At 58.7% G+C, this 20,905-nt stretch carries 17 protein-coding genes; 3 read left to right on the top strand and 14 right to left on the bottom strand.

What is annotated here, in order from left to right:
* Positions 1–70: 70 nt before the first annotated feature.
* Genes C5750_RS15985 through C5750_RS16015 form a run of 7 tightly spaced genes read right to left on the bottom strand, consistent with a single transcriptional unit; the run spans position 71 to position 6,685 of the window.
* Positions 71–1,126, bottom strand: a complete 1,056-nt coding sequence (locus tag C5750_RS15985) for an ABC transporter substrate-binding protein (RefSeq protein WP_105734899.1) — start codon at positions 1,124–1,126, stop codon at positions 71–73.
* Positions 1,110–2,276, bottom strand: coding sequence for an NAD(P)/FAD-dependent oxidoreductase (locus C5750_RS15990; protein ID WP_105734900.1), 1,167 nt, complete (start codon positions 2,274–2,276; stop codon positions 1,110–1,112). The genes C5750_RS15985 and C5750_RS15990 overlap by 17 nt, the downstream gene beginning before the upstream one ends.
* Complete coding sequence (locus C5750_RS15995) at positions 2,273–3,643, bottom strand: FAD/NAD(P)-dependent oxidoreductase (protein ID WP_105734901.1); 1,371 nt, start codon at positions 3,641–3,643, stop codon at positions 2,273–2,275. Before C5750_RS15995 ends, C5750_RS15990 begins: the two co-directional genes overlap by 4 nt.
* Entirely contained in the window at positions 3,636–3,944 is a 309-nt protein-coding gene (locus C5750_RS16000; RefSeq protein ID WP_105734902.1) for a (2Fe-2S)-binding protein, read from the bottom strand. The genes C5750_RS15995 and C5750_RS16000 overlap by 8 nt, the downstream gene beginning before the upstream one ends.
* Complete coding sequence (locus tag C5750_RS16005; protein ID WP_105734903.1) at positions 3,944–4,738, bottom strand: ABC transporter permease; 795 nt, start codon at positions 4,736–4,738, stop codon at positions 3,944–3,946. The genes C5750_RS16000 and C5750_RS16005 overlap by 1 nt, the downstream gene beginning before the upstream one ends.
* 4 nt (positions 4,739–4,742) lie before the next feature.
* Entirely contained in the window at positions 4,743–5,615 is an 873-nt protein-coding gene (locus C5750_RS16010) for an ABC transporter permease (RefSeq protein WP_105734904.1), read from the bottom strand.
* Positions 5,612–6,685 (bottom strand): ABC transporter ATP-binding protein, encoded by a 1,074-nt coding sequence (locus C5750_RS16015; protein WP_105735037.1) that lies wholly within the window; start codon positions 6,683–6,685, stop codon positions 5,612–5,614. Before C5750_RS16015 ends, C5750_RS16010 begins: the two co-directional genes overlap by 4 nt.
* A gap of 173 nt (positions 6,686–6,858) precedes the next feature.
* Between C5750_RS16015 and C5750_RS16020 the strand changes: the two genes are divergently transcribed.
* Complete coding sequence (locus tag C5750_RS16020) at positions 6,859–7,668, top strand: IclR family transcriptional regulator (RefSeq protein ID WP_105735038.1); 810 nt, start codon at positions 6,859–6,861, stop codon at positions 7,666–7,668.
* Between the two features lie 326 nt (positions 7,669–7,994).
* Complete coding sequence (locus C5750_RS16025) at positions 7,995–9,077, top strand: acyltransferase family protein (protein ID WP_105734905.1); 1,083 nt, start codon at positions 7,995–7,997, stop codon at positions 9,075–9,077.
* A gap of 65 nt (positions 9,078–9,142) precedes the next feature.
* Here the strand turns inward: C5750_RS16025 and C5750_RS16030 are convergent, their stop codons facing one another.
* The 3 genes from C5750_RS16030 to C5750_RS16040 all read right to left on the bottom strand — a co-directional run bounded on the left by C5750_RS16030 (position 9,143) and on the right by C5750_RS16040 (position 14,527).
* Positions 9,143–9,823: a 4'-phosphopantetheinyl transferase family protein gene (locus C5750_RS16030; RefSeq protein WP_245421133.1), complete on the bottom strand. Its 681-nt coding sequence runs from the start codon at positions 9,821–9,823 to the stop codon at positions 9,143–9,145.
* Positions 9,820–10,302: a GNAT family N-acetyltransferase gene (locus C5750_RS16035; RefSeq protein WP_245421134.1), complete on the bottom strand. Its 483-nt coding sequence runs from the start codon at positions 10,300–10,302 to the stop codon at positions 9,820–9,822. The genes C5750_RS16030 and C5750_RS16035 overlap by 4 nt, the downstream gene beginning before the upstream one ends.
* An 85-nt stretch (positions 10,303–10,387) precedes the next feature.
* Positions 10,388–14,527 (bottom strand): Pls/PosA family non-ribosomal peptide synthetase, encoded by a 4,140-nt coding sequence (locus C5750_RS16040; RefSeq protein WP_105734907.1) that lies wholly within the window; start codon positions 14,525–14,527, stop codon positions 10,388–10,390.
* Between the two features lie 779 nt (positions 14,528–15,306).
* Between C5750_RS16040 and C5750_RS16045 the strand changes: the two genes are divergently transcribed.
* A complete protein-coding gene (locus C5750_RS16045; RefSeq protein ID WP_162800162.1) occupies positions 15,307–16,452 on the top strand; it encodes an alpha-hydroxy acid oxidase in 1,146 nt (381 codons plus the stop codon).
* 28 nt (positions 16,453–16,480) lie between these two features.
* Here the strand turns inward: C5750_RS16045 and C5750_RS16050 are convergent, their stop codons facing one another.
* The 4 genes from C5750_RS16050 to C5750_RS16065 form a co-directional block, all read right to left on the bottom strand.
* Positions 16,481–16,993, bottom strand: coding sequence for a cupin domain-containing protein (locus tag C5750_RS16050; RefSeq protein WP_105734909.1), 513 nt, complete (start codon positions 16,991–16,993; stop codon positions 16,481–16,483).
* 105 nt (positions 16,994–17,098) lie between these two features.
* Positions 17,099–18,133: a glycoside hydrolase family 25 protein gene (locus C5750_RS16055; RefSeq protein WP_105734910.1), complete on the bottom strand. Its 1,035-nt coding sequence runs from the start codon at positions 18,131–18,133 to the stop codon at positions 17,099–17,101.
* 141 nt (positions 18,134–18,274) lie between these two features.
* Positions 18,275–19,234 carry an isoaspartyl peptidase/L-asparaginase family protein gene (locus tag C5750_RS16060; RefSeq protein ID WP_105734911.1) on the bottom strand — a complete coding sequence of 320 codons (960 nt, stop codon included), beginning with the start codon at positions 19,232–19,234 and terminating at the stop codon, positions 18,275–18,277.
* A gap of 67 nt (positions 19,235–19,301) precedes the next feature.
* On the bottom strand, positions 19,302–20,882 hold the full coding sequence (locus C5750_RS16065) for an ABC transporter substrate-binding protein (RefSeq protein ID WP_105734912.1): 1,581 nt from the start codon (positions 20,880–20,882) through the stop codon (positions 19,302–19,304).
* Between the last annotated feature and the right edge of the window lie 23 nt (positions 20,883–20,905).

The raw sequence follows: 20,905 nt of genomic DNA on the forward strand, positions 1-20,905 counted from the left end.
GGTACGGGCCTCCTTGTCCATCAAAGCAGTGAGCGCAGCCTGATCCATGCCGCGCTCACTACGCCATGGATTACCGTTCGATCTTGCGGTTCCAGCGGTTGTTCCATTCCGGCCGGTTTTTGTTGATTGCGTCCCAGTCCACAACCTTGGCGTTGCCCATATAGGTCTGGAAGGCCGTCAATTTTTCTTCTCCTCCCGCTGTTCCCGCACGCGTCTTGACGTTGGAAGGGACGATATTCCCCTTGTCCAGCGCCTTGGCCTGTGCTTCGGCGGAGAGAAGATACTGGGCCAGTTTCTGGCTGAGTTCCGGTTCGCTGTTGTTGGCGATCACGCACTCGGAGACCGTCAATACGACCGAGCCTTCTTTCGGCTGGGCATATTCGACCGGGATGCCCTTTTCCTTCAGATTGTTGACGGCAGTCGGTGTCAGCGGGAAGATCGCGGCATCGCCGGTCTGGACCATTTCCGAGATTTTTGCCGAACTGGAGATATATTCAAGAACATTCTTGCCAATTGTATCGGCGAATTTTTCGAATCCCGGTTCGACATTGTTCTCATCGCCGCCTTGGATCCGGTTGAACATCAGAAACGCATGCAGACCAAAGGTCGAGACGGAAGCCGACTGGAAGACAACCTTGCCCTTGAATTTGGGATCGGCAAGATCCATCCACGATGTCGGTGCACTCCAGCGGTTCTGGTCGAACATCTGCTTGTTGTAGGCAAGGCCGGTCATACCCATGTCAATGCCGACGGCCATGTCGTCCTTCATGCGTGCTCCGGGCGTGATGTCGCCAAGAACAGGGGATGCCTGCAGTTTCTGGCACAGGCCCGTGCCAATCGCCCGGACCATGACACCGTCGTCCAGGAACATGACGTGCATCTGCGGATTGTCCTTGGCGGCGGTTGCCTTGGCAAGAATATCGGCGGATGTGCCCGGTACGACGACCACCTTGACGTCATTAGCCTTTTCAAATTCAGGAAAGACATCCTGGGTGAATGTGCGCTCGTAATTCCCGCCATTCATCCCGACATAGAGCGTTTTCGTTTCAGCCTGAGCGTGCGAGGCGGCAAAAGCAGCCACGGTCAGGGTGATCGTGGATACCAGGCAATTATTCAACCATTTCATTGTGAGTTCCCTTTTTCTCATTGTGTTGTGAAGACATGTTCCGGAAGCGTTCAATCGAAAAGGCATCGATCGGCGTTGCTGTTTCGCCTGATGTGACGAGGTCGCACAAAATGGCGCCCACTGCCGGTGCCACCTGAAAACCGGCGCCGCAAAAGCCGAATGCATGAAAAAGTCCCGGTGTCGTGCCGCTGGGGCCAATGACGGGATTGTTGTCGGGAAGCTGTCCTTCCGTCCCCGACCAGAACCGGATCACATGTGCGCCGGCAAGATGCGGGAAAAGCGTGGTGGCCCGTTTCATGACGGAGAGCGCCGCTGTCGTGGATGGGCGGGAAAAATCGGGGTCGGCAAGGGCGTAACCGCGCCCGCCGCCCATGATATAGTTTCCGCGCGTCACCTGCCGACAGTAGAAGCCGCCGCCTTCTTCGCCCAGGCTGACGGGCAATCGCGGTGCCAGAGGCTCGGTCACGACCATCGAGGGATAGATGCGCGAGAGCGGCGCTGGTTCATCGAAACCGGCGGCAATTTTGTTGGCCCAGGCACCGGCGCTGTTGATGAGGAAGCGGCAGGTTATTTCGCAATCTGCGCCCGCCTGAAGGGCAAACCCGTCATTTGTGTGCACGGCCGCATGAACAGCTGTGTGTTCAAGGACAATCGCCCCGGCATCCCGTGCTGCCTTGGCAAAGGCTGGCGATACCAGCCGGGGATTGGCCTGTCCGTCGTCCGGGCACAACGAAGCGCCGGCAATGTTTCCGGACAGCCAAGGGAAACGGGCTTTCGCCATCGCGCCGGTGTAGAGCTCGAGATCAAGACCAAAGGATTTTACGGTTTCCGCGTAGTGTTCGAGCTTTGCGAAATCCTCCGGCGTGCGCGCGAGTTTCAGATGGCCGCTGCGCTGGTATTCTCCATCGATCCCGATCAAAGCGTTTAGTTGCGGCCAGATCTGGTGTGCCCGTTGCGAGAGTGGCAGCTGGCCCATCGGGCGGCCCTGACGCCGCACGCCGCCATAGTTCACGCCGCTCGCTTGCGCCCCGCAAAAGCCCTTGTCCATGAGGATGACCGAGAGGCCCGCCAAGCGCAGTGCAAGCGCGGCCGAACTGCCAACAAGGCCGCCGCCAATGATGGCCACATCCGCGGAGAAGCGCCGGGTCATGAGCCAGCCTCGTGCAGAGACAGCGGCAGCGGCTTGATGGGCGCCTGCGCCCGCAAGCGGCCGATCTCCGGGAGTTTGAGCTTTTGCGTCGAGGCAAGGATTTCAGCCATGGCCGCGCTGCACATACGGCCCTGACAGCGGCCCATGCCGGCGCGGCTGAGCGCTTTCAGCCGATTGAGCTCGCGAAGGTCGTTTCCATGCACGGTGTCGATAACGGAGGAAACGGTGATTTCCTCGCAGCGGCAGAGTGTTGTCGCACCGGGAATCTGGTCAAACCAGTTTTGCGGAAAGGGAAAAGCCTTTTCGAGAATGTCTCTCAATTTGGCTTTGCGCCGGCGCGCTCCGGCAAGCACGGACATGCGCCGGGGATCAGCGGCCATTCCGGAATCCTGAATCACGGCGAGGGCGGCAAGTTCACCGGAAATCTCCGCGGCATCGGCGCCGGCAATGCCGCTGCCATCACCGGCAAGGTAAATACCTTTGCAGCTTGTGCGGCCTGCATCGTCCGTTGCCGGCAGCCAGGTACGATCCCTGTCATCAAAGCGGAATGGACAGCCTGCAAGGTCAGCCAACTGCGTTTCGGCGCGAAGTGCAAAACCATAAGCCACTGCATCGCACGCTATGGAATGCGTCTTTGCGCCTGACTTAAAATTCAACCCCTCGACATGTTGAGAGCCGTCCACGCCCGTTGGACGAACGTTGTAGTGAAGCTTTACCCCGCGGCGCACGAGCCTTGCTGCGTAGGACATGCCTGTAAGCACAAGACGCGGATCGAACCGGATAGCGGAGAGAAGATTGAGCTTGGCCGCAAACGGAGCTGTGTCGAGCACGGCGGCCACATCGCCGCCAGCCTTCACATATTGCCAGGCAACCAGGTAGAGAAGCGGGCCTGATCCGAGGAAGACGACCCTCTTGCCGATGGTGCAGCCCTGCGCTTTCAGCGCGGTCTGGGCTGCGCCCAGCGTATAGACGCCCGGCAATGTCCAGCCGGGAAAAGGCAGCACGCGGTCCGTGGCACCGGTTGTCAGTATCAGGTTCTGAAAACCGATCCGTTGATGCACTCCATTTGCGGTGAGGTGGAGCTGATTGTCCGCAATATTCCAGACCAGTGTCTGCGGCCGGTAGTCGATGGACGGGAGCAGAGCATCGAACTCCCGGTGCAGTCGGGTGGCTTTGGCCGCTTCCGAACCATAAAGATCGGTTGCACTGCGGCCGTCATCGACGAGCGGGCGGCGGTAGATCTGGCCACCGGCACGCAAACCTTCGTCAATTACAACCGGACGCAGCCCCGCGGCGACAAGCGCTTTGGCGGCGCAGATTCCTGCGGGCCCGGCTCCGACAACAACAACGGACGCAGTCTCATTCATTGCCGGATTCTCTTGTTGTAAACGCCATATGTGCTTCGAGCGGCGTGGTGCATGCGCGCACCCGTGTTCCACAGGCAAGGGTCACGAAGCAATCCTGACACGCTCCGATAAGACAGAACCCTGCACGCGGTTCGCTGGTGAATTCACTCCTGCGCAACTGGCCGGTCACCGACATGATGGCCACGAGCACTGTGTCGCCGCGCCGTCCCGAGTAGGCGGTGCCGTCTATCGTAAACGGGATATGCGCGTCGTCGCGTCTGAAGTGGCGCTGAAACTGGGGCCGGGAATGATGCGTCGCCATCAGCCTTTTCCAACCAGCAGTTGATCAAGCCCGAACAACCTGTCGAGGATGATCATCGTCACACCTGTCAGCGCGATCATCAGGGTCGAGACAGCGGCCATCATCGGATCGATTGACTCGCTCGCATACATGTACATGCGCACCGGCAGGGTGACCGTTGATGGCGCAGTCACGAAGATGGACATGGTCAGTTCGTCAAAGCTGTTGATGAAGGCGAGCAGCCATCCGCCGCTGATGCCAGGCAGGAGCATCGGGAAGGTGATGCGCCGGAATACGGTCCACTCACCGGCACCAAGCGTACGCGCCGCCATTTCAGCGCTGAGGTCCATGCCGTTCAGGGCGGCCAATATCAGGCGGAGGGCATAGGGCATGATCACCATCACATGGGCGGCCACGAGCCAGCCGAATGAACCGGTTGCACCGATGAACGAAAAGAGGCGCAGGAATGCCACGCCAATCACCAGATGTGGAATGATGAGCGGCGACAGAAACAGGGCATTGAGTGCATCCCTGCCTCTGAACGAATAGCGGGTGATGGCAAGCGCTGAGGGCACGGCGAGCATCGTGGAGATGGTTGCCGAAAACAACGCCAGACGCGCGCTGTTCCAGAACGAGGCGACGAAGTCGGGATGATGGAAGACCGCCGCAAACCACCGCAGGGATAGGCCATCCCATGGCAGGGAAAGCGTGTTCTGGGGCGTGAAGGCGACAAGACAGACCACAATCAGGGGTGCCAGCACGAAAAGCACGATCAGCGTGTGAAATGCGAGGGCAAAGGGGCCGTTCTTCTGCATGGGATTATCCGAGCCTCCGCTTTGCCTGACGCTCCACCATGCGGTTGTAGGCCAGCATGATCGCAAGATTGGCCAGGAGCACGATGATGGCGATCGCCGCGCCGAGCGGCCAGTTCAGCTCGATCAGATATTCATCGTAGACCACGGTCGCAGCCATTTTGAGCCGCCGTCCGCCAAGCAGGCCCGGGATGGCAAAGGCACTGGCCGAAAGCCCGAAAACGATCAGGCTGCCGGAGAGAATGCCGAGCGTTGCCTGGGGAAAGACAACCCGCCGCAAGGCGGTAAACCGCGAAGCGCCCAGCGACAGGGCGGCAGCCTCAACCGTCGGATCAAGCTTCTGCAAGGCGGTCCACACCGGAATGACCATGAAGGGCAGCATGATGTGAACGAGCGCGATGACAATGGCCGTTTCCGTATAAAGCAGTTGTACCGGCTCAAGGCCGAGCACGGCCAGTGCGTGGTTGACGAGGCCGTCGCGGCCGAGCAGCATGCTCCAGCCAAAGGTCCTGACAACGACGGACACCAAAAGCGGCCCGATGATGACCAGCAGGAAGATCGAGCGCCATGGCTTGCCCATGCGCGTGAGAATATAGGCCTCCGGTGTTCCCAGTAGGACCGCGATCACCGTGGTGAGCAAGGCAAGACGCAGTGTCCGCCAGAATATGGCGAGGTAGTAGGGATCCTGGAGAACGGTCAGATAGTTTGCCGTTGTGTACTGGTTTCGCACCCCGCTGCTGTAATCATAGACATTGAATGACAGAACGGCTGTCAATGCGAGGGGCAAAAGAATGAGCCCGACAAAGAGCAATGTCGCCGGTGCTGCGAGAAGGAACGGTGCCAGCGGACGCGGCTGGGTTCTGGTTGCAGCGCCTGTCATGATTGCAGAGCGCTTTCTTGTTCCGCGGCCAATACCCGGCATTCTTCGATGTTCCACGTTAGTCCCGTGATGTCTCCCTCGGATGGCGGGGGAGCGCCGAGATTGGCCACCGCTACGGATATTTCGCCCGCCGGGGTCGAAACGCTGAGAAGCCAGTGGTTCCCAAGAAAGTAACGGCTCGATACCGGTCCGTGCAGCATGGCGCCGGCGGGATCCGTCAACCGGATCTTTTCCGGTCTGACCGACAGGCAAAGTTCGCCGCCGGGATAGCTGCCGGTTGCCGGGATTTTCAGATCCGTGTTGTCAACGCGCAGTGATACGCCTGTTGCTTCATTCATCGCCCGGGCAGCCAGAAAATTCGACTTGCCGACGAAGGAGGAAATGAAGTTGTTCTTCGGATGTTCGTACAGGCTGTAGGGATGATCGACCTGCGTGATCTTTCCGCCTTCCATCACCACAACCCTATCGCTGATGGACAGGGCTTCCGCCTGGTCGTGGGTTACCATGATCGTGGTGATGCCGACGACGCGCTGAATGCGGCGCAGTTCGAATTGCATCTCTTCGCGCAGTTTTGCGTCGAGATTCGAGAGGGGTTCGTCGAGAAGCAATACGGGCGGCTTGATCACCAGCGCCCTGGCGATGGCCACCCGCTGGCGCTGGCCGCCGGACATTTCACGCGGATAACGGTCGGCAAGGCTGGTCAGCTTGACCAGCGAAAGGATTTCCGCAACCTGTCTGTCACGCTCAGCCTTTGCAACCTTTCGCATTTCCAGGCCGAAGGCGACATTCTGCGCAACGGTCATGTGCGGAAAGAGCGCATAGCTCTGGAAGACAACGCCAAGGCCGCGTCTGGCCGGTTTCTCCCGTGTGATATCCCGGCCATCGAGGGTAATTCTGCCGTTTGTCGGCGTCACCAGTCCTGCAATCATCTGGAGGGTCGTTGTCTTGCCGCAACCGGATGGCCCCAGCAGCGAAATGAATTCGCCCCTTTCGATTTCCAGATCAAAATCGCGAACAGCCGCAAACTCTCCGTAAAGTTTGGAAACCTGCTCGAGCTGCAAAAATCCCATGCCGCAATCCCCTGTATTCAGATCCGCCATCGTGGTTGCTGTGTGGCAGTTTCACTATTAGTGACCGGAATTCGCAAGGTTCAGCAATTAGAATCTTGTATTTTGGAATAATAATAATAAAAATTCCGGAATACAAAATTATGTTGCACATTAGGGGGGTAGTGGTCGCGGAAATGAAAGAGCAGATCGAGACAAGCACGAGCCTGAACAAGGCCGTAAATCTCATGCGGGCACTCGCAGGCGGGCCGGCAGAGGGCATGCGCCTGAAGGATCTGGCCGTGACTGTCGGGTTGAATCAACCGTCGGCCCATCGCTTGCTGAAATCGCTGGTTGCAGAGAGCCTGGTCGAGCAACTGCCGGGCAGCAAATTGTATCGCCTGTCACTTGAGTTCTTTTCAATGGCTGCTCAGGCGCGCCGCCGCGATGGCATTCTGGAGATCGCAAGGCCGTCACTCCTGCGGCTCTCGGCAACCCTGAATGACACGGTGTTTCTTCTTGTGCGCAGCAATTTTGATGCTGTCTGCCTGGACCGCGTGGAAGGCCCCTTCCCGATACGCTCCTTTACCGGGGATATCGGCGGGAAGGTGCCGCTTGGAATTGGTCAGGGGAGTATTGCCATTCTGGCCTTTCTGCCGGAACCGGAACGCGACGCAATCATTCAATTCAATATGCCCCGCATTCTTGACCGCTCGCAGATCGACGAGGTCGATTTGCGTATCAAGATTGAGGAAGTGCGGCGCTTGGGAGCGGCTCATATCAATTTCGACATGATCGCGGGCATGGCGGGTCTTGGTGTGCCCATCATTGACAACAAGGGCAGTGCGGTCGCCGCTCTCAGCATCGGTACACTGTCCGACCGGCTGACTGACGCACGCCGCGCTACCATGACGGAACTTTTGAAGTCAGAGGCGGCTGCGATCAGCGCCAAGCTCAATCCCTTTGATCCGGCATTGCGTTATCCCAGCCAGGCGCTCTCGCGTTAGACTCTGGGGCATCCCGTGGCATTATTTCTTCGGCAGGAACAGAATGGGGTAGCCGATGGGCCATCTCGCTCAATACCGCTTGACACCGCTCGAAAAGCCAGCTGCAAATACTCAGTGCTCCGCTGTCAAATGCGTTGCTGCAGGTTAAGACAATTTGATTGAATTGTTGATGCAACGGATAATAATTGGCTGGTAGGGTAAAACTAGAATATTCAAAGACGACAACATGACGCGACATTTCGGGGAATGTGCGGTGTTGGCTGGGGGTCGGGTAACGGTTCGTTACTTTAGGCTGACAATTTTCTCTAACTGCTGAATGATCGACCATGTCATTAAACCGACTATCACATATCGATGGCCTGCGGGCCATCGCTGCGCTCTCTGTTCTGGTTCAACATATGTTCGGCGATCTACTGCGCAGCAGCGCTGCAGGACCAGGTCCTTTGTTCAGCTTCGCAAGCCAGTCGATCGACAATATCGACCTCGGACGCTTCGGCGTCGTTTTATTCTTTTTGATCAGCGGCTTCGTCGTCCCGTTCAGCATTCGCGGCGATCGGCCTCTCAAGAGATTTGCGATATCGCGCTTGTTTCGGCTCTATCCGGCGCTATGGGTGGCGATCGCCGCACTCACGGTGCTGTACTGGAGTGACGGGAACACGCCGAGCCTTACGACAATCACCGCAAACTTGACGATGGCACCAACCCTGTTCGGCAAAACCTGGCTTTCCAGTATTTACTGGACATTGTTCATCGAACTCGTGTTCTATTTCCTGGCAGCCGCATTGTTTGCAACCAGATTGCTCTTTGATTTTCGCGCGATCTTTGCGTTTGGACTTCTTCTCGTGGCATCGACAGTCCTGTCGATTCTGGCCCGGCTTCATTTCTCTGCCAACATTCCGGTCCAATATATCGGGTTGCATCTGTCATTCTTGTTTTGCGGATTGCTGCTGCGTCTGGCGATCGTGGAAAAGGTTCGATATGCCGGGCTGGCAGCGATCGGCCTGCTGTGTGTTCAGTTTGCTTCAATAGCGGCAATATCAGATTTTTCACTTGGGCGTGACGATGGTTTTGTCATCGCTGGGTTGCAACCGGTCCTGGGAGCCTATGCGCTTGCCGCTGTTGTTTTCATTGCTGCGGTCTGGAGCGCGCGACCAAATTTTGCGTTCCTTTCGTTCATCGGTCAGATTAGCTATTCGATATACCTGTTCCATTGGATCGTCTGTACGCTCGTCTACCGGGTTTTTCCGTTGACCGGGCAGTGGAGCGATCTGTTTGTTATGGGCCTGTGTGTTCTTCTTACGATTTTGGTCTCATGGGCCGTGTTTGTGGTCGTGGAAAAGCGGATGATCAATTTTGCAAAACGGTTGACAGCGGCAAGCAAGCCACTGCGCCCCGAGATGGTGATATGACGTTGAGACCAGCCAAGTACGCACCGATATCCGGTCAAGGCAGATAAGTTGGCGGGCCGGGCAGGTTAAGCGAACCCGCCCGGCCCACTCCCGCCAACAAAAGCGATGACGACCACTCTGGGAGAGATGCAGTATGCAAGTCTGACACTGCGTCCGGTCTTGGTCATCGCACGGCCTGCATTCAGATCCACGGCGATATCCTCATAATCCAGCATGTAGTGATCGAGCGGATACGCAGCCTTGTACACGGCTTCCTTGGCCGAGAAGAGGAGGCGGCCGGCGAGGCTTGGCTCCACGGCATCCGTGACGTCGTCCGGGGTCGCGACGAGCGCAAGAATATCATCCGGCAGCTTTATGGCGGGTTCAACATCGATGCCGATCGAGCCGATACGAGCGGACAGAGGCGCGACCGCCGCTACGGCCATGTCCTCGTCATGGGCGAGGGAGCCCGTTATCCCGTCAGGCCAGAGCGGGGCACCGGCTGACGAGCGCAGGATAGCAATGTCGTGCAGGCCAAGCTCCGCCAGCAACCCGTGTGCGACCCGCCGCGCGGCACCGCTGGCCCGTCGCCTGGCCGGGTGGCGCGATGGTATGGAGCGTGCCTCCCGGGGCAGCAGGAAAGCCTCATCCTCTTCACGGATGCTCCGGCATCCGACCCGGATGCCCGACGGTGCAATGCCGTTCATGGCTTCCAGGAGGATCATTTCTGCTGATGGGTTTGCGGGATCGTGGGAAGGTCGTGTCACGGGTGATCCGTCTGCACCGGCAGAACCAGATTGGCGATCATTTCTCCGTCTTCGTCCAGCCCGTCCTCGACGAAGCCTGCGGCGCGATAAAGATGCCGTGCCCCTTCGTTTTCCGGTTCATAGCAGATCGAAACCTGGCGCACATGGCCGAGACTTCTGATCTCCTCCAGCACGTGACGCAGGGCAGCTTTGCCATAGCCTTGGCCCTGGTGGGCGCGATCGATCATAAAGCGGTAGATCATCGCCTCGTCATCATCTGCGGGCGCCTCGTACATCAGGAAACCGACGACGCGGTCCCCTGCCATCACGGCGCGTGGCCGCGCATCCGCGTCGAGAGCGGCCTCATCCAGGGATTCCGTATTGCTGGCGACAAAATCCAACTGATCGGGAGCGAGTTCAAGCGCCGTGACCGAAGCCTTCAAGGCCCCGGTCACAGGTGCAAGATGGATGTCCACGGCCTTCCCCTGATGGTCTGTCACGATGCGGTCTCCGGCACGGGCACCCGGGATGCAAGCATCCCGGAAGCGTTTTGCAGTTCAACAATCCACGCCGCAGGCCCGGGGGTCAAGCGCCCGTCTTGATGCCGCCGTTCAGAACCGGAGTGACAAACCGATGCAGCTTGGCCGGGTTGCCGCGCCATATGGAATTCGGCTCCAGCACTTCGCCCTTCATGACGAACGAATCCGCATCCACCACCGACCCGTTGCCCATCACGACGCCGTAATGGACAAAGGCGGCAGGTCCGAGGGTGCAACCCTTGCCAATGCGGATGAAATCGGACTTGAATGCACCTTCTTCGAGCGAATGAGCCTGGATGACACAACCTTCATTGAGCGTCGCATCATCGCCGATTTCCACCAGCGAACGTTCGGTCAGATTGCTGCCGCCGTCATAAACCCTCCGGCCCACCTTGACGCCCAGCAGGCGCAGGATCATTGGCCGGAATGGGGTGCCGGCGAACAGCCGGGTGATGGGCGAGTCCGACAGCTTCCAGTGGCGTTCGTGATGCCAGAAAGTTACATCGTAGATCGTTGTCATCTGCGGCTTCAGCTTGCCAAAGGCGAGGCTTGCCCGTTCCACCAGGATGTAGAAGGGGATGGTGATGGCCGATGTCAGGAGCACGGCAACGAAAAGTGCCGTCTGCGCCCATTCGGTGTAGTAGTTGAGCGCGCGGTCCCAGATCACCAATGTGGCGAACAGCATGACCCATTGGACGGCGAGGAACAGCAGCGCCGTCATCGCATTGTAGCGGTTCTTGAGTTTAAGGCGTCGGCGCCGGTCCTCTTCGCTGATCCCCGCGATAAGTTCCTTGTCGCGGTTGACCATGCGGGGGATCTCAAAGGATGGCGAGCCGAGAAGGCCCACATTTTCGCGGACCGGGCCGTCAATGGGGATCATGACCTTCGTGCCGAGCAGGCAGTTCTCGCCCGTCTGCCCGTCCGGCGGGTAGTAGATATTGTTGCCCAGATAATTGCGCTCGCCGATCTTCGTATGTTCAAGCCTGAAAGCGGAGGCGGACTTGTGCATGTTGATCATGAAAAGCCCGTCGGACACCATGGTTTGACTGCCGATCTCGCACAGAAGCGGATTTTCGTGCTGCTGATTGCTGCCGAAATTCGAACCGGTCTGCACCACCTTGTTGAGATTCCAGCCGACCGCCCGGATGTAATGGACGATTGCGGAGCTGTCGCCGCACAGGAGATTGAGCACGCGGGAATTGCTGGCGAATTCGACAACCGTCTGCAGCCAGTAACGGAACCCGTAAAGGGTATAGGTGCGGCCGGTTTTCAGCACCAGCCTCAGAAGGCGCGGTACCAGTGTTGCGGCCAGAAAAGCCACGGCGATATATCCGAACAGCGTGACTGTGGTGCCGATGGCGACAATGCCGATGGTTTCCTGGTAGTCGTCGCTGACATTCTGCCAATAGCTGTGGAACAGCAGCGGGATGGGGGTGACGAGGGTAAACAAGACCACCAGTTGCGCGGCTTCAAAGAGGAAGCGCCGGATCTTGGACGGATTGACATTGCGAACCTTGCAGTAATCAGCCGTCGTCGGCACGGCTGGCGAACCATGCCAGTGTGCGCCGTCGGGAATGCTCTGCCCGCGCTGAAGCGAGGAAGAGTGGCCAAGCTGGGCGCGGTCACCCATCTTCGTGTCGATATCGAGGGTGCAGCCCACGCCGACAAATGCATCATGGCCAATCGTCAGCGATCCGGTTTGGATGTAACCGGCCTGGGCGCGACAACCAAGGATCATGGATTCCTTGCGCAGGATCGTGTTGTCACCGATGGATATCAAGTCCGTGCACACGGGAATGGTGCGGCATTCAATGACGGTGTTCCGCCCGAGTTTGGCACCCAGCAATTGCAGGTAGAGATTGTAGAGCGGGCTGCCGCGGAACAGGACCACCGGTGCGGTGCGGATCAGCGTCTGAAGGACCCAGAACCGGTAATAGCGCCAGCCCCAGATGGGAAACGCTTCGGGTTTCCAACGGCCCACAAGCACCCATTTCGCAATGATGGCCACGCCCGACATGCCAAAGAAAATGCCGCCGGACAGCAGAACACACCGCAGATACAGCTGCAGCGGCTCATCGAGCTTTTCGTAGGTCCAGTTGAGGCCGCGGTCCAGCGCCCACAGGCCAAAATAGCTGTAGAGACCGTAGAAGAGCAGTTGCGCCGCGCCGCACGCCCAGTAGGCGAAGTTCGATGCGCGATGCGTAGGAACTGGCTCATTGATCGCCGTTGTTCTCTCTTCGGGTATGCGCAGATGCTCTGCAAGGCGGGCCACGGTGGGATAGAGATAGATGTCCCGCATGGACGTCGTTGCCCATTCCTTTCTGGTGCGCACGCGCGCGCAGAAGCGGGCCATGAGCAGGGAATTGGCGCCCAGATCGTCGAAGAAGTTGTCCTCCACGGACACCTCATCGAACTTCAGCACGTCGGCCAGCACATCGGCCAGAAAGCGCTCATCATCGTTGCTTGGCGGGGTGATCGTCCGCTCGGCGGACAAGCGCACGCTTGTCGGCTTGGGAAGCTGGCGCAGGTCCACCTTGTTTGAGACGGTCATCGGGATGGCGGCCAGCTCTTCCAGATAGGACGGCACCATGTAGTCGGGCAGGCGCCGTTTCAGCTCTCCGGCAATGTCGGCGCGGGAGATCGGCGGCATGCCGCTCTTGGGGGCATAATAGGCAACGAGTTCGACACGGCCGGGTTCAATTTCCCAGGTCGTGACGGCGGCCTGGGCGATTGCGGGCTGCTCCAGCAGCACGGTTTCGATTTCTCCGAGTTCGATGCGGTAGCCGCGGATTTTGACCTGGGTGTCGATGCGCCCGTGATATTCAATCTCGCCCTCATCATTGATCCGGCCAAGATCGCCCGTCCGGTAGATGCGCTTTGAAGGATTGTTTGGCAGATCGAGAAAATCGGGGATGAATTTCTGTTCCGTCAGGTCCGGCCGGTTGAGATAGCCCACGGCAAGGCCGATGCCTGCAATGCCGATTTCTCCGAGTTCACCGGGCTCGGTCAGTGCCGACACCGAGGGGTCGATCACGACAATGGAGTAGGTGGGCAGCGGCGCGCCGATTGTCACCGGCCTGTCGGGCGTGAGCAGGCCCATCGTTGCGGTGACGGTGGCTTCGGTAGGGCCATAGGTATTGAGGATTTGCCGTCCGGGCTTCGACCAGCGCACCACCAGATTGTGCGAACATGCTTCGCCGCCCACCAGCAGCGCCCGCAGGCTTGGCACATCGCTCTCGATGGAGGAAAGCAGGGTCGGGCTGCAGGCCATGCATGTCACGTCATTCGCCCGGAGAAAATCAGCCAGTTCCTCGCCGACCAATGTCAGCGGTCCCGGCGCGGGCACCACCGTCGCGCCGGCGGCGAAGGGCACCCAGATCTCTTCGGCGGAAAAGTCGAAGGCGATGGTCATGCCCTGGTAGACGCGGTCGGTTGGCCGGTAGCCATAGGATGCGGCGGCGACCCGGACGAAATTGCAGATGCTCTGATGGGTGATGGCCACGCCCTTGGGCCTGCCGGTCGTGCCTGAGGTGTAGAGGATATAGCAGATGTCCTCGGCCGTGGCGGCAGCAGGGTTCAGCGGCAACGGCTTGTCCGACATTGCGTTGATTTCGGCAGCGGCCCCGTCAATCAGCACATGGGGAACCGGCAACTGCCCGACGCGGGATGTGTAGGCTGTAATGGTGATGATCAGCCCGACATTGGCATCTTCGATGATGAGTTTCATCCGCTCTTCAGGAAAGGCGGTGGCGAGAGGCACGAACGCCGCACCTGCCTTCATCACGGCAAGCAGTGCAACATAGGTCTCGGCGGAACGGTCGAGCAGGAGGCCAACACGGTCGCCAGGCTGCACCCCCCGGTCTGCCAGGAGACGGGCGAACTGATTGGCACGCCTGTTCAGTTCGCGATAGGTCCAGACACGTCCTTCCGAGATAACCGCCGGCGACGCATCATAGGTTTGCGCGAGTTGTTCGAAGAAGCGGTCGAGCCGTTCGCCCGGCTGTCCTGCCTGAGCAAAGTCAGCACCCGTCAAAATCTGCGGGCGCGGAATCGGTCCGGAACCGGAGGCGTTTTTTACAATGGCATCAATACTTCCGAAGCCAGTCCCCGCTACGGGCTGGTTACTCGAATTTTCCGCCGCGCCCCTGTCGCGTCCGGCACCGTCAACTCCGTGGTCCATTTCCATACTCTCTCGTCGTAGGTCGAGCATCGCCGGGCTTATGCCCGCACAAAACACCGTGCTGCCTCTTCAGCAAGCACGGTCTATCGGCTGATTATGCGCGGTAGCTGCAATTGACCTCTCAGTCATGGACGGCGGAATAGCCTAAGCTTCCATAAAAGAAAAGCCCACAACTCTAACTTGGTTTTGCTTTGAACCCCCGTCCTCTGCCCATTTCAGGTGTGACGATATCATATAACATCAAGATCAAGAACGTTATTGATAATATAACTGTCAGATAAATATTTTGAAGATTCGTAAACCGAAAGTATTTTCCCGATGTCTCCGTGGAAAGAGGTGCGGGCTGCAAGCAGGAACCGGCCGGCAGGAGAAAAGCGGGTTGCGGCTATCGGCCCTTATTCCATGTTCAATATCAGAGGCCCACTTTTCGACAGATAGCTCGTCCAATTATTGCTGACAGAAGGACGAAGCCAGCAGAAGAGATCATCCGGATGAAGAATATTGTTCAAGCTCCAGCTTTTTCGGGCGTCTTCAGAGTGGCGTTAGGTGCGACTGGGCAGGCACAAGATTTTTCGCTGAGTGCTCTTGCCGCCACAAATGACGCATGGGCGGCATAGCGGAAGTTCTGCTTTGATCCCCGTGCCGGTACAGTCATGGTCAAATTCTCGTCTCGGGAGTGAGAGTTCGGCCTTATAGCCGCCCGAAAATGATGTCCAGCCGCAACGCTTAATGCATCGGCAGCAATTCCCGCCTATTGTCGGGGTGAATCAAGCAAGGGTTGAATGATGCGTCTGAGCGATTGCCACAATTTCCACGATTTCAGAATGTTGGCCAAGCGGCGGCTGCCGGGGCCAATTTTTGACTACATCGATGGGGCAGCCGATGACGAGGTCACCTATCGCCGGAATACGGAAAGTTTTGACCATTGCGATCTCATTCCCAACGTGCTGCGCGGGGTCAAGAGCGTCGATACCTCCGTTGTCGTCATGGGACAAAAGCTTGCAGTACCCTTCTATTGCTCCCCGACAGCCTTGCAGCGGCTGTTTCATCACCAGGGCGAACATGCGGTTGCGGCGGCGGCGGCCAGGCACGGTACGATGTTTGGTGTTTCGTCGCTGGGTACGGTCAGCCTCGAGAAGCTGCGCAAGTCCTATAGCGGACCGCAAGTCTATCAGTTCTACTTTCACAAGGACCGCGGGCTGAACCGGGCGATGATGCAGCGGGCGAAGGATGCGGGCGTCGAGGTGATGATGCTGACCGTCGACAGCATTACGGGGGGTAACCGCGAGCGCGATTTGCGCACCGGGTTTTCCATTCCGTTCAGGCTCAATCTTGCCGGCATGCTGCAATTTGCCATCAAGCCGCAATGGGCATTGAATTATCTCACCCATGAGCGCTTCAGCCTGCCGCAGCTTGAAGAACACGTGGATATGGGCAGCGGCGCCATGTCGATCAGCCGGTATTTCACGGAGATGCTCGATCCCTCAATGACCTGGGACGATGTGGCCGAGATGGTGAAGCATTGGTCAGGACAGTTCTGCCTGAAGGGTATCATGTCGGTGGCGGATGCCAGGCGTGCGGTCGATATCGGCTGCACGGGTATCATTCTGTCCAATCATGGTGGCCGGCAGCTCGACGGATCGCGCGCGGCGTTTGATCAACTGGCCGAGATCGTGGATGCCGTAGGTGACAAAATCGATGTGATCATGGACGGCGGAATCCAGCGCGGAACGCACGTGCTCAAGGCCTTGTCGATGGGGGCCAAGGCGGTGGGGATTGGGCGCTATTATCTTTATCCCCTTGCCGCTGCCGGTCAGGCGGGCGTCGACCGGGCGCTGGATCAACTCAAGATCGAGATAGAACGGGGAATGAAGCTTATGGGCTGCACCTCGGTCGATCAACTGACCCGGGAGAATATCAAGCTGCGATAGACCGGGAAACTTGGCTTAGGGGGGTACCTCATTGCAGTGCGCCGCCTTTGGCGCGGCCCAGCCGCCGACGGGCCGCATCGCTTGCACGGTAGATGAACGATGCCGGTGCCGGCAGCGTACGGCGCATGAAGGCGACCTTCTTCAGATAGCGGTCTATCTTCCAGGTTGCCCATGTTCCGCCGCTGAAGTAGGCAATGTCTCCGGCACGCAAGGTGCGGGTACCGCCTTCGGCATCGGTGACCTGCACTTCACCTTCGAGAATGTAGACGGTTTCGTCCCAACCGAAGTACCAGCGGAAGGTCCCGGCCGTGCAATCCCATATCGCGGTGTAGGCTGCCCGGTCGCGGCTTGCGGATTGTTCGCGGGCGCGCGCCTGCGGGTTACCCTCCAATATCCAGTCTGGATTGATGGGGGCAGGGTTCAACTGCATATCGAGGGCGTTGTCCGATACGAGACAAGAGCGGCGCGGTCCTGCGAAAACGTTCGGTACCGTCCGTGTCATGGCAAGTACGGCACTTGCCAGCATAAGTCTCCACGCCATTGCTTTCCCCCTTCAGAATGGACTTCATGCATAAAGCCCATTCGTCAGAATTAGGTTAAACCCGGGATGCAAATTGCATGCAATCGGTGCAACAGACAGATGCGCTTAACCGGCACGCGCCGTCACCCAGTTGTGCCATTCCTCTTCACTGCCATGGAACACGTTGAGATCAATCCGGCCGCTGACCCCGTGGGAAAGGCCCGAACCGGAATACTGCCAGAACAGCCAGCGCCGGCCGGGATAAACCTTGGAGGGATGAGCGGCGACCGCGCGCAACCAGAAGGGATAATCGGCAAGCTCGCCCCTCAGATTGTCCCGATAAAAATCAGGAGCGGTGTAGATGATCGGCCGCTGGCCATAATGTTTCTCCAGCTTGTCCATGAAGACCTGCATCTTTTCCAGTACCTGCGCGCGGGAAGGGCGCCGCTTGCAGCTCGACTCGCCATTCCATTCCACGTCAATCGCAGGGGGAAGCGCGCCGGGTTCCCGGGGAACATTGCGGATGAACCAGTCAGCCTGCTCGCCTGCGGTGCGGCACCAATAGAAGAAGTGATAGGCACCCCGCTTCAGGCCGGCTTCCTTGGCCTTGCGCCAGTTGGTCTTGAACATGGGGTCGATATGATCGCCGCCATCGGTGGCTTTGATGTAAGCGAAATTGGCGCCTTGCGTACGCAGGTTCGCCCAATCTACGTCACCCTGCCAGCGGGACACGTCAACCCCGTGTACGGCAAGTTTTTTCGGCGATGCGGGGCCGAAATTGATGGGTTTGGCGTCGCGGAAACGGCGGCTGTAGATCTGCATTCGGGTCTGCGGCGCAGCCTTGACCATGGGATCCGCGGGAGCAGTCTGGGGGACCGGCCTTTCCGTTGGGGCGGCCATGACGGGGGATGGTGCCGGAGGCAGGATAGCGGCCGATTCCGGGACAGGTCCGGCCCAGGCCAATATTTCCTGCTGGGGTACCGGCGAAGGGGGAATGGTTGCCATGGCGATGCGCTTCACTGAACGGCTTGGCCGGACAACCGAACTGGTCATTTCCTGCGAAGGCCGTTGCGCCAGCACATCGTCCACGCCCGAACTGGATTGGCAGTTCGTCAGGACGAGGCACGAAAACATGATTGTCAGCACACACGAAACACGCATAGGCACCCGTACTCGAAATAACTGTCGATGGCGCGAACGAGGCCAATCGGTTTCACTGCTGCAATTGCTAACAGGAAATTACCAAGAAAGACTGAATCCCGATTTTAACCATAAGGTGCGGTAAACCATGCCGCCCAGGTCTTAGCGTGCAAGACCTGGGAGCTGGAAAACTTTGTCGTGCGTACCGACGAAGACATCGCCGTTGCTGGTAACCCAGCCGCGGAACATACCGTCGGTATTGTATGGCGCGACGATGGAGCCGTCGGCACCCACGGCAACCAGCCCGGCGCCTGCATTGTGCCGTTTGAGGTCTTCGTGAATGACCTTATCCGAAGCGGTTTTGAGGTCTTCGCCGAGATAGGCCATCCGGCTTGCGATCTCATGGCCGACGACATGACGGATGAACACCTCGCCCTTGCCGGTTCCAGATACGGCGCAGACGCCGTCGCGTGCATAGGTGCCCGCGCCGATGATCGGGGAATCGCCGATACGGCCATCGGGTTTGTTGTTGTAGCCGCCCGTTGACGTCGCCGCGGCGAGATGACCGGTGGCATCAAGCGCAACCGCGCCGACCGTACCGTGTTTCTCCGCCTCCTTCGCCGATGCGGACGTGCCCCGGGCCACGTGGGCTTTCATGGCGGCAAGAGCAATGAGGCGGCGTTCGGTCGTGAAATAGGTTTGCGGTTCCGTGGCCAGTCCAGCCACTTCAGCGAAGCGATCGGCCGCCGGTCCGTTCAAGAGAACAGCATCGCCCTTTTCCATGACCGCACGTGCAGCCTTGATGGGATTGCGGATAGCCCTGCTGGCGCAGACAGCACCGGCTGCCAGGCTGGAGCCGTCCATGATGGATGCATCCAGTTCGTGGATACCGTGTTCGTTGAGCGCGGCGCCATATCCTGCATTGAAATGCGGGCTGTCCTCCATCACCACCACCGCAGCTTCCACTGCGTCGAGCGAGGAACCGCCGGAACTCAGAATTGCCCAGCCGGCTTTCAGTGCCGATGCCAGATCGGCGCGGGCTCCGGCCCATTCAGCCTCGCTCAGATCAAGTTTGGCCATCACGCCGCAACCGCCGTGAATGGCCAGAGCTATGTTCGTCATGTCTGTCTTTCCTGCCTGTGAAACAACAAAAGGGCCGGATCGGTATCCGGCCCTTTCACGTCGATGCTTACTGCTGTGCCGGACGGATATTCATCGCGAGGGTGTCTTCGTCAGCCCGGGGTGTTAGAACGACCTTGGCTTTCTTCACGGCCCAGGCGCTGAGCTGGGTTGCCAGAGGCAGGTCAGGGCGATCCGTTGCAACGAGATTATTGGCTTTCTCCAGGAGCACGCGGCGCTTGTCCGTATCCATCTCGGCTCCGGCGTCTTCAATCAGCTTGTCCATCTGCGGATTGGCATATCCGCGGACATTGAATGCGCCGAGCGATTTTGCCGTGTCATGGGCGTGCATCAGCGACGAAAGCATGTAGTTTGCTTCGCCTGTCAACGTGCCCCAGCTGGCCATATAGAGTGAATACTCGCCCCGGGTCTTTGCCGGGTTGAACACGGTCGCCGGCACCCCATTGACCTCGGCCGTGATACCAATTGCGGCTAGCATCTGCGCAACCGTCGGCCCGAGCTCGTTTGGCATGCGATCATTGGCATAGCTGAGCGTGATCTTGAAGCCGTTGGGATAACCCGCGTCCTTCAGCAATTCCTTGGCGCGCTTCAGATCGAAAGCCGGTGCCTGGAGCGATTTGTCGTAGCCGAAGATATTGGATGTGACCAACTGGGTCGGCACGACAGCCATGCCCTCCAGGGCGAATTCGACGATGGTTTGGCGGTCCAGTGCAAGGTCGATGGCTTCGCGCACACGCGGGTCGAGCAGGGGATTCTTGTCAAGCTTCGCACCGCTCTTGTCGAAGACCTGCGGGCTTTTCTCGCGGAAATCGAACTCGAGATAGCTGATATAGATGCTCTCGTTCTTGACCACGGCAAGCGATGCATCCCGTTCAAGCACCGGGACATCCGCCGCGGGCACTTTCGAGATCACATCGACCTGTCCTGCCTTCAACTGGGCAACACGCGCCGCATCATTGGGGATTTCCTTGCGGATGACGCGATCCCACGGCTGAGCTCCGCCCCAATAGCCGTCGAAGCGCTGGAGAACCAGATCCTGTGTCGGAGCCCAGGAAACGAACTTGTAAGGGCCGGTGCCGATGGTTGCCTTGCCTGAATTGAAGCCTTCCGCCGCGGTTTCCTGCGTTGAGTAGTTGGCGGCTGCCGTGTGCGAGGTGATGAACAGACGCACAAAATCATTCGGCAGAGTGGGCGCGGGGCCTTCCGTCTTGACACGCACGGTGAATGGATCGGCTACCTCCACCGATTTGACCCGGCGCACGAAGATTGTCGCGGGGTTGGGGCCGGTGACATGGGGGATACGTTCGATGGAGAATTTTACATCTTCCGCGGTGAAGTCCGATCCATCGTGAAATTTGACGCCCTGACGCAGCTTGAATTCCCAGGTCGTCTGATCGATGGCCGTCCAGCTGAGTGCGAGCGACGGCTCCAGCTCGAGATCGTTGCCCGAGCGGATGAGCGTATCGAATATATGCTTGGTTGCTTCCGCGTTGGCTGCGGTGGCTGTGAAATGCGGATCCATCGAGGCCGGACCGGCCTTGATCGCCATGACAAGGTCGGCGGCGATGGCATGGCCTGTACCCAGCAGGAGCGCGGTTCCCAATAAGAGGGCTCTCAGTCTTCTTTGCATTGTTGTTCCCTATTCCAGAGGTT

Source organism: Phyllobacterium myrsinacearum (assembly GCF_002980555.1).
In the GTDB taxonomy this organism is placed as follows: Bacteria; Pseudomonadota; Alphaproteobacteria; order Rhizobiales; family Rhizobiaceae; genus Phyllobacterium; species Phyllobacterium myrsinacearum.

Coding starts and splice junctions, on each gene's coding strand:
- C5750_RS15985 (WP_105734899.1), bottom strand. CDS start 1,126: ATGAAATGGTTGAATAATTGCCTGGTATCCACGATCACCCTGACCGTG.
- C5750_RS15990 (WP_105734900.1), bottom strand. CDS start 2,276: ATGACCCGGCGCTTCTCCGCGGATGTGGCCATCATTGGCGGCGGCCTT.
- C5750_RS15995 (WP_105734901.1), bottom strand. CDS start 3,643: ATGAATGAGACTGCGTCCGTTGTTGTTGTCGGAGCCGGGCCCGCAGGA.
- C5750_RS16000 (WP_105734902.1), bottom strand. CDS start 3,944: ATGGCGACGCATCATTCCCGGCCCCAGTTTCAGCGCCACTTCAGACGC.
- C5750_RS16005 (WP_105734903.1), bottom strand. CDS start 4,738: ATGCAGAAGAACGGCCCCTTTGCCCTCGCATTTCACACGCTGATCGTG.
- C5750_RS16010 (WP_105734904.1), bottom strand. CDS start 5,615: ATGACAGGCGCTGCAACCAGAACCCAGCCGCGTCCGCTGGCACCGTTC.
- C5750_RS16015 (WP_105735037.1), bottom strand. CDS start 6,685: ATGGGATTTTTGCAGCTCGAGCAGGTTTCCAAACTTTACGGAGAGTTT.
- C5750_RS16020 (WP_105735038.1), top strand. CDS start 6,859: ATGAAAGAGCAGATCGAGACAAGCACGAGCCTGAACAAGGCCGTAAAT.
- C5750_RS16025 (WP_105734905.1), top strand. CDS start 7,995: ATGTCATTAAACCGACTATCACATATCGATGGCCTGCGGGCCATCGCT.
- C5750_RS16040 (WP_105734907.1), bottom strand. CDS start 14,527: ATGGAAATGGACCACGGAGTTGACGGTGCCGGACGCGACAGGGGCGCG.
- C5750_RS16045 (WP_162800162.1), top strand. CDS start 15,307: ATGCGTCTGAGCGATTGCCACAATTTCCACGATTTCAGAATGTTGGCC.
- C5750_RS16050 (WP_105734909.1), bottom strand. CDS start 16,993: ATGGCGTGGAGACTTATGCTGGCAAGTGCCGTACTTGCCATGACACGG.
- C5750_RS16055 (WP_105734910.1), bottom strand. CDS start 18,133: ATGCGTGTTTCGTGTGTGCTGACAATCATGTTTTCGTGCCTCGTCCTG.
- C5750_RS16060 (WP_105734911.1), bottom strand. CDS start 19,234: ATGACGAACATAGCTCTGGCCATTCACGGCGGTTGCGGCGTGATGGCC.
- C5750_RS16065 (WP_105734912.1), bottom strand. CDS start 20,882: ATGCAAAGAAGACTGAGAGCCCTCTTATTGGGAACCGCGCTCCTGCTG.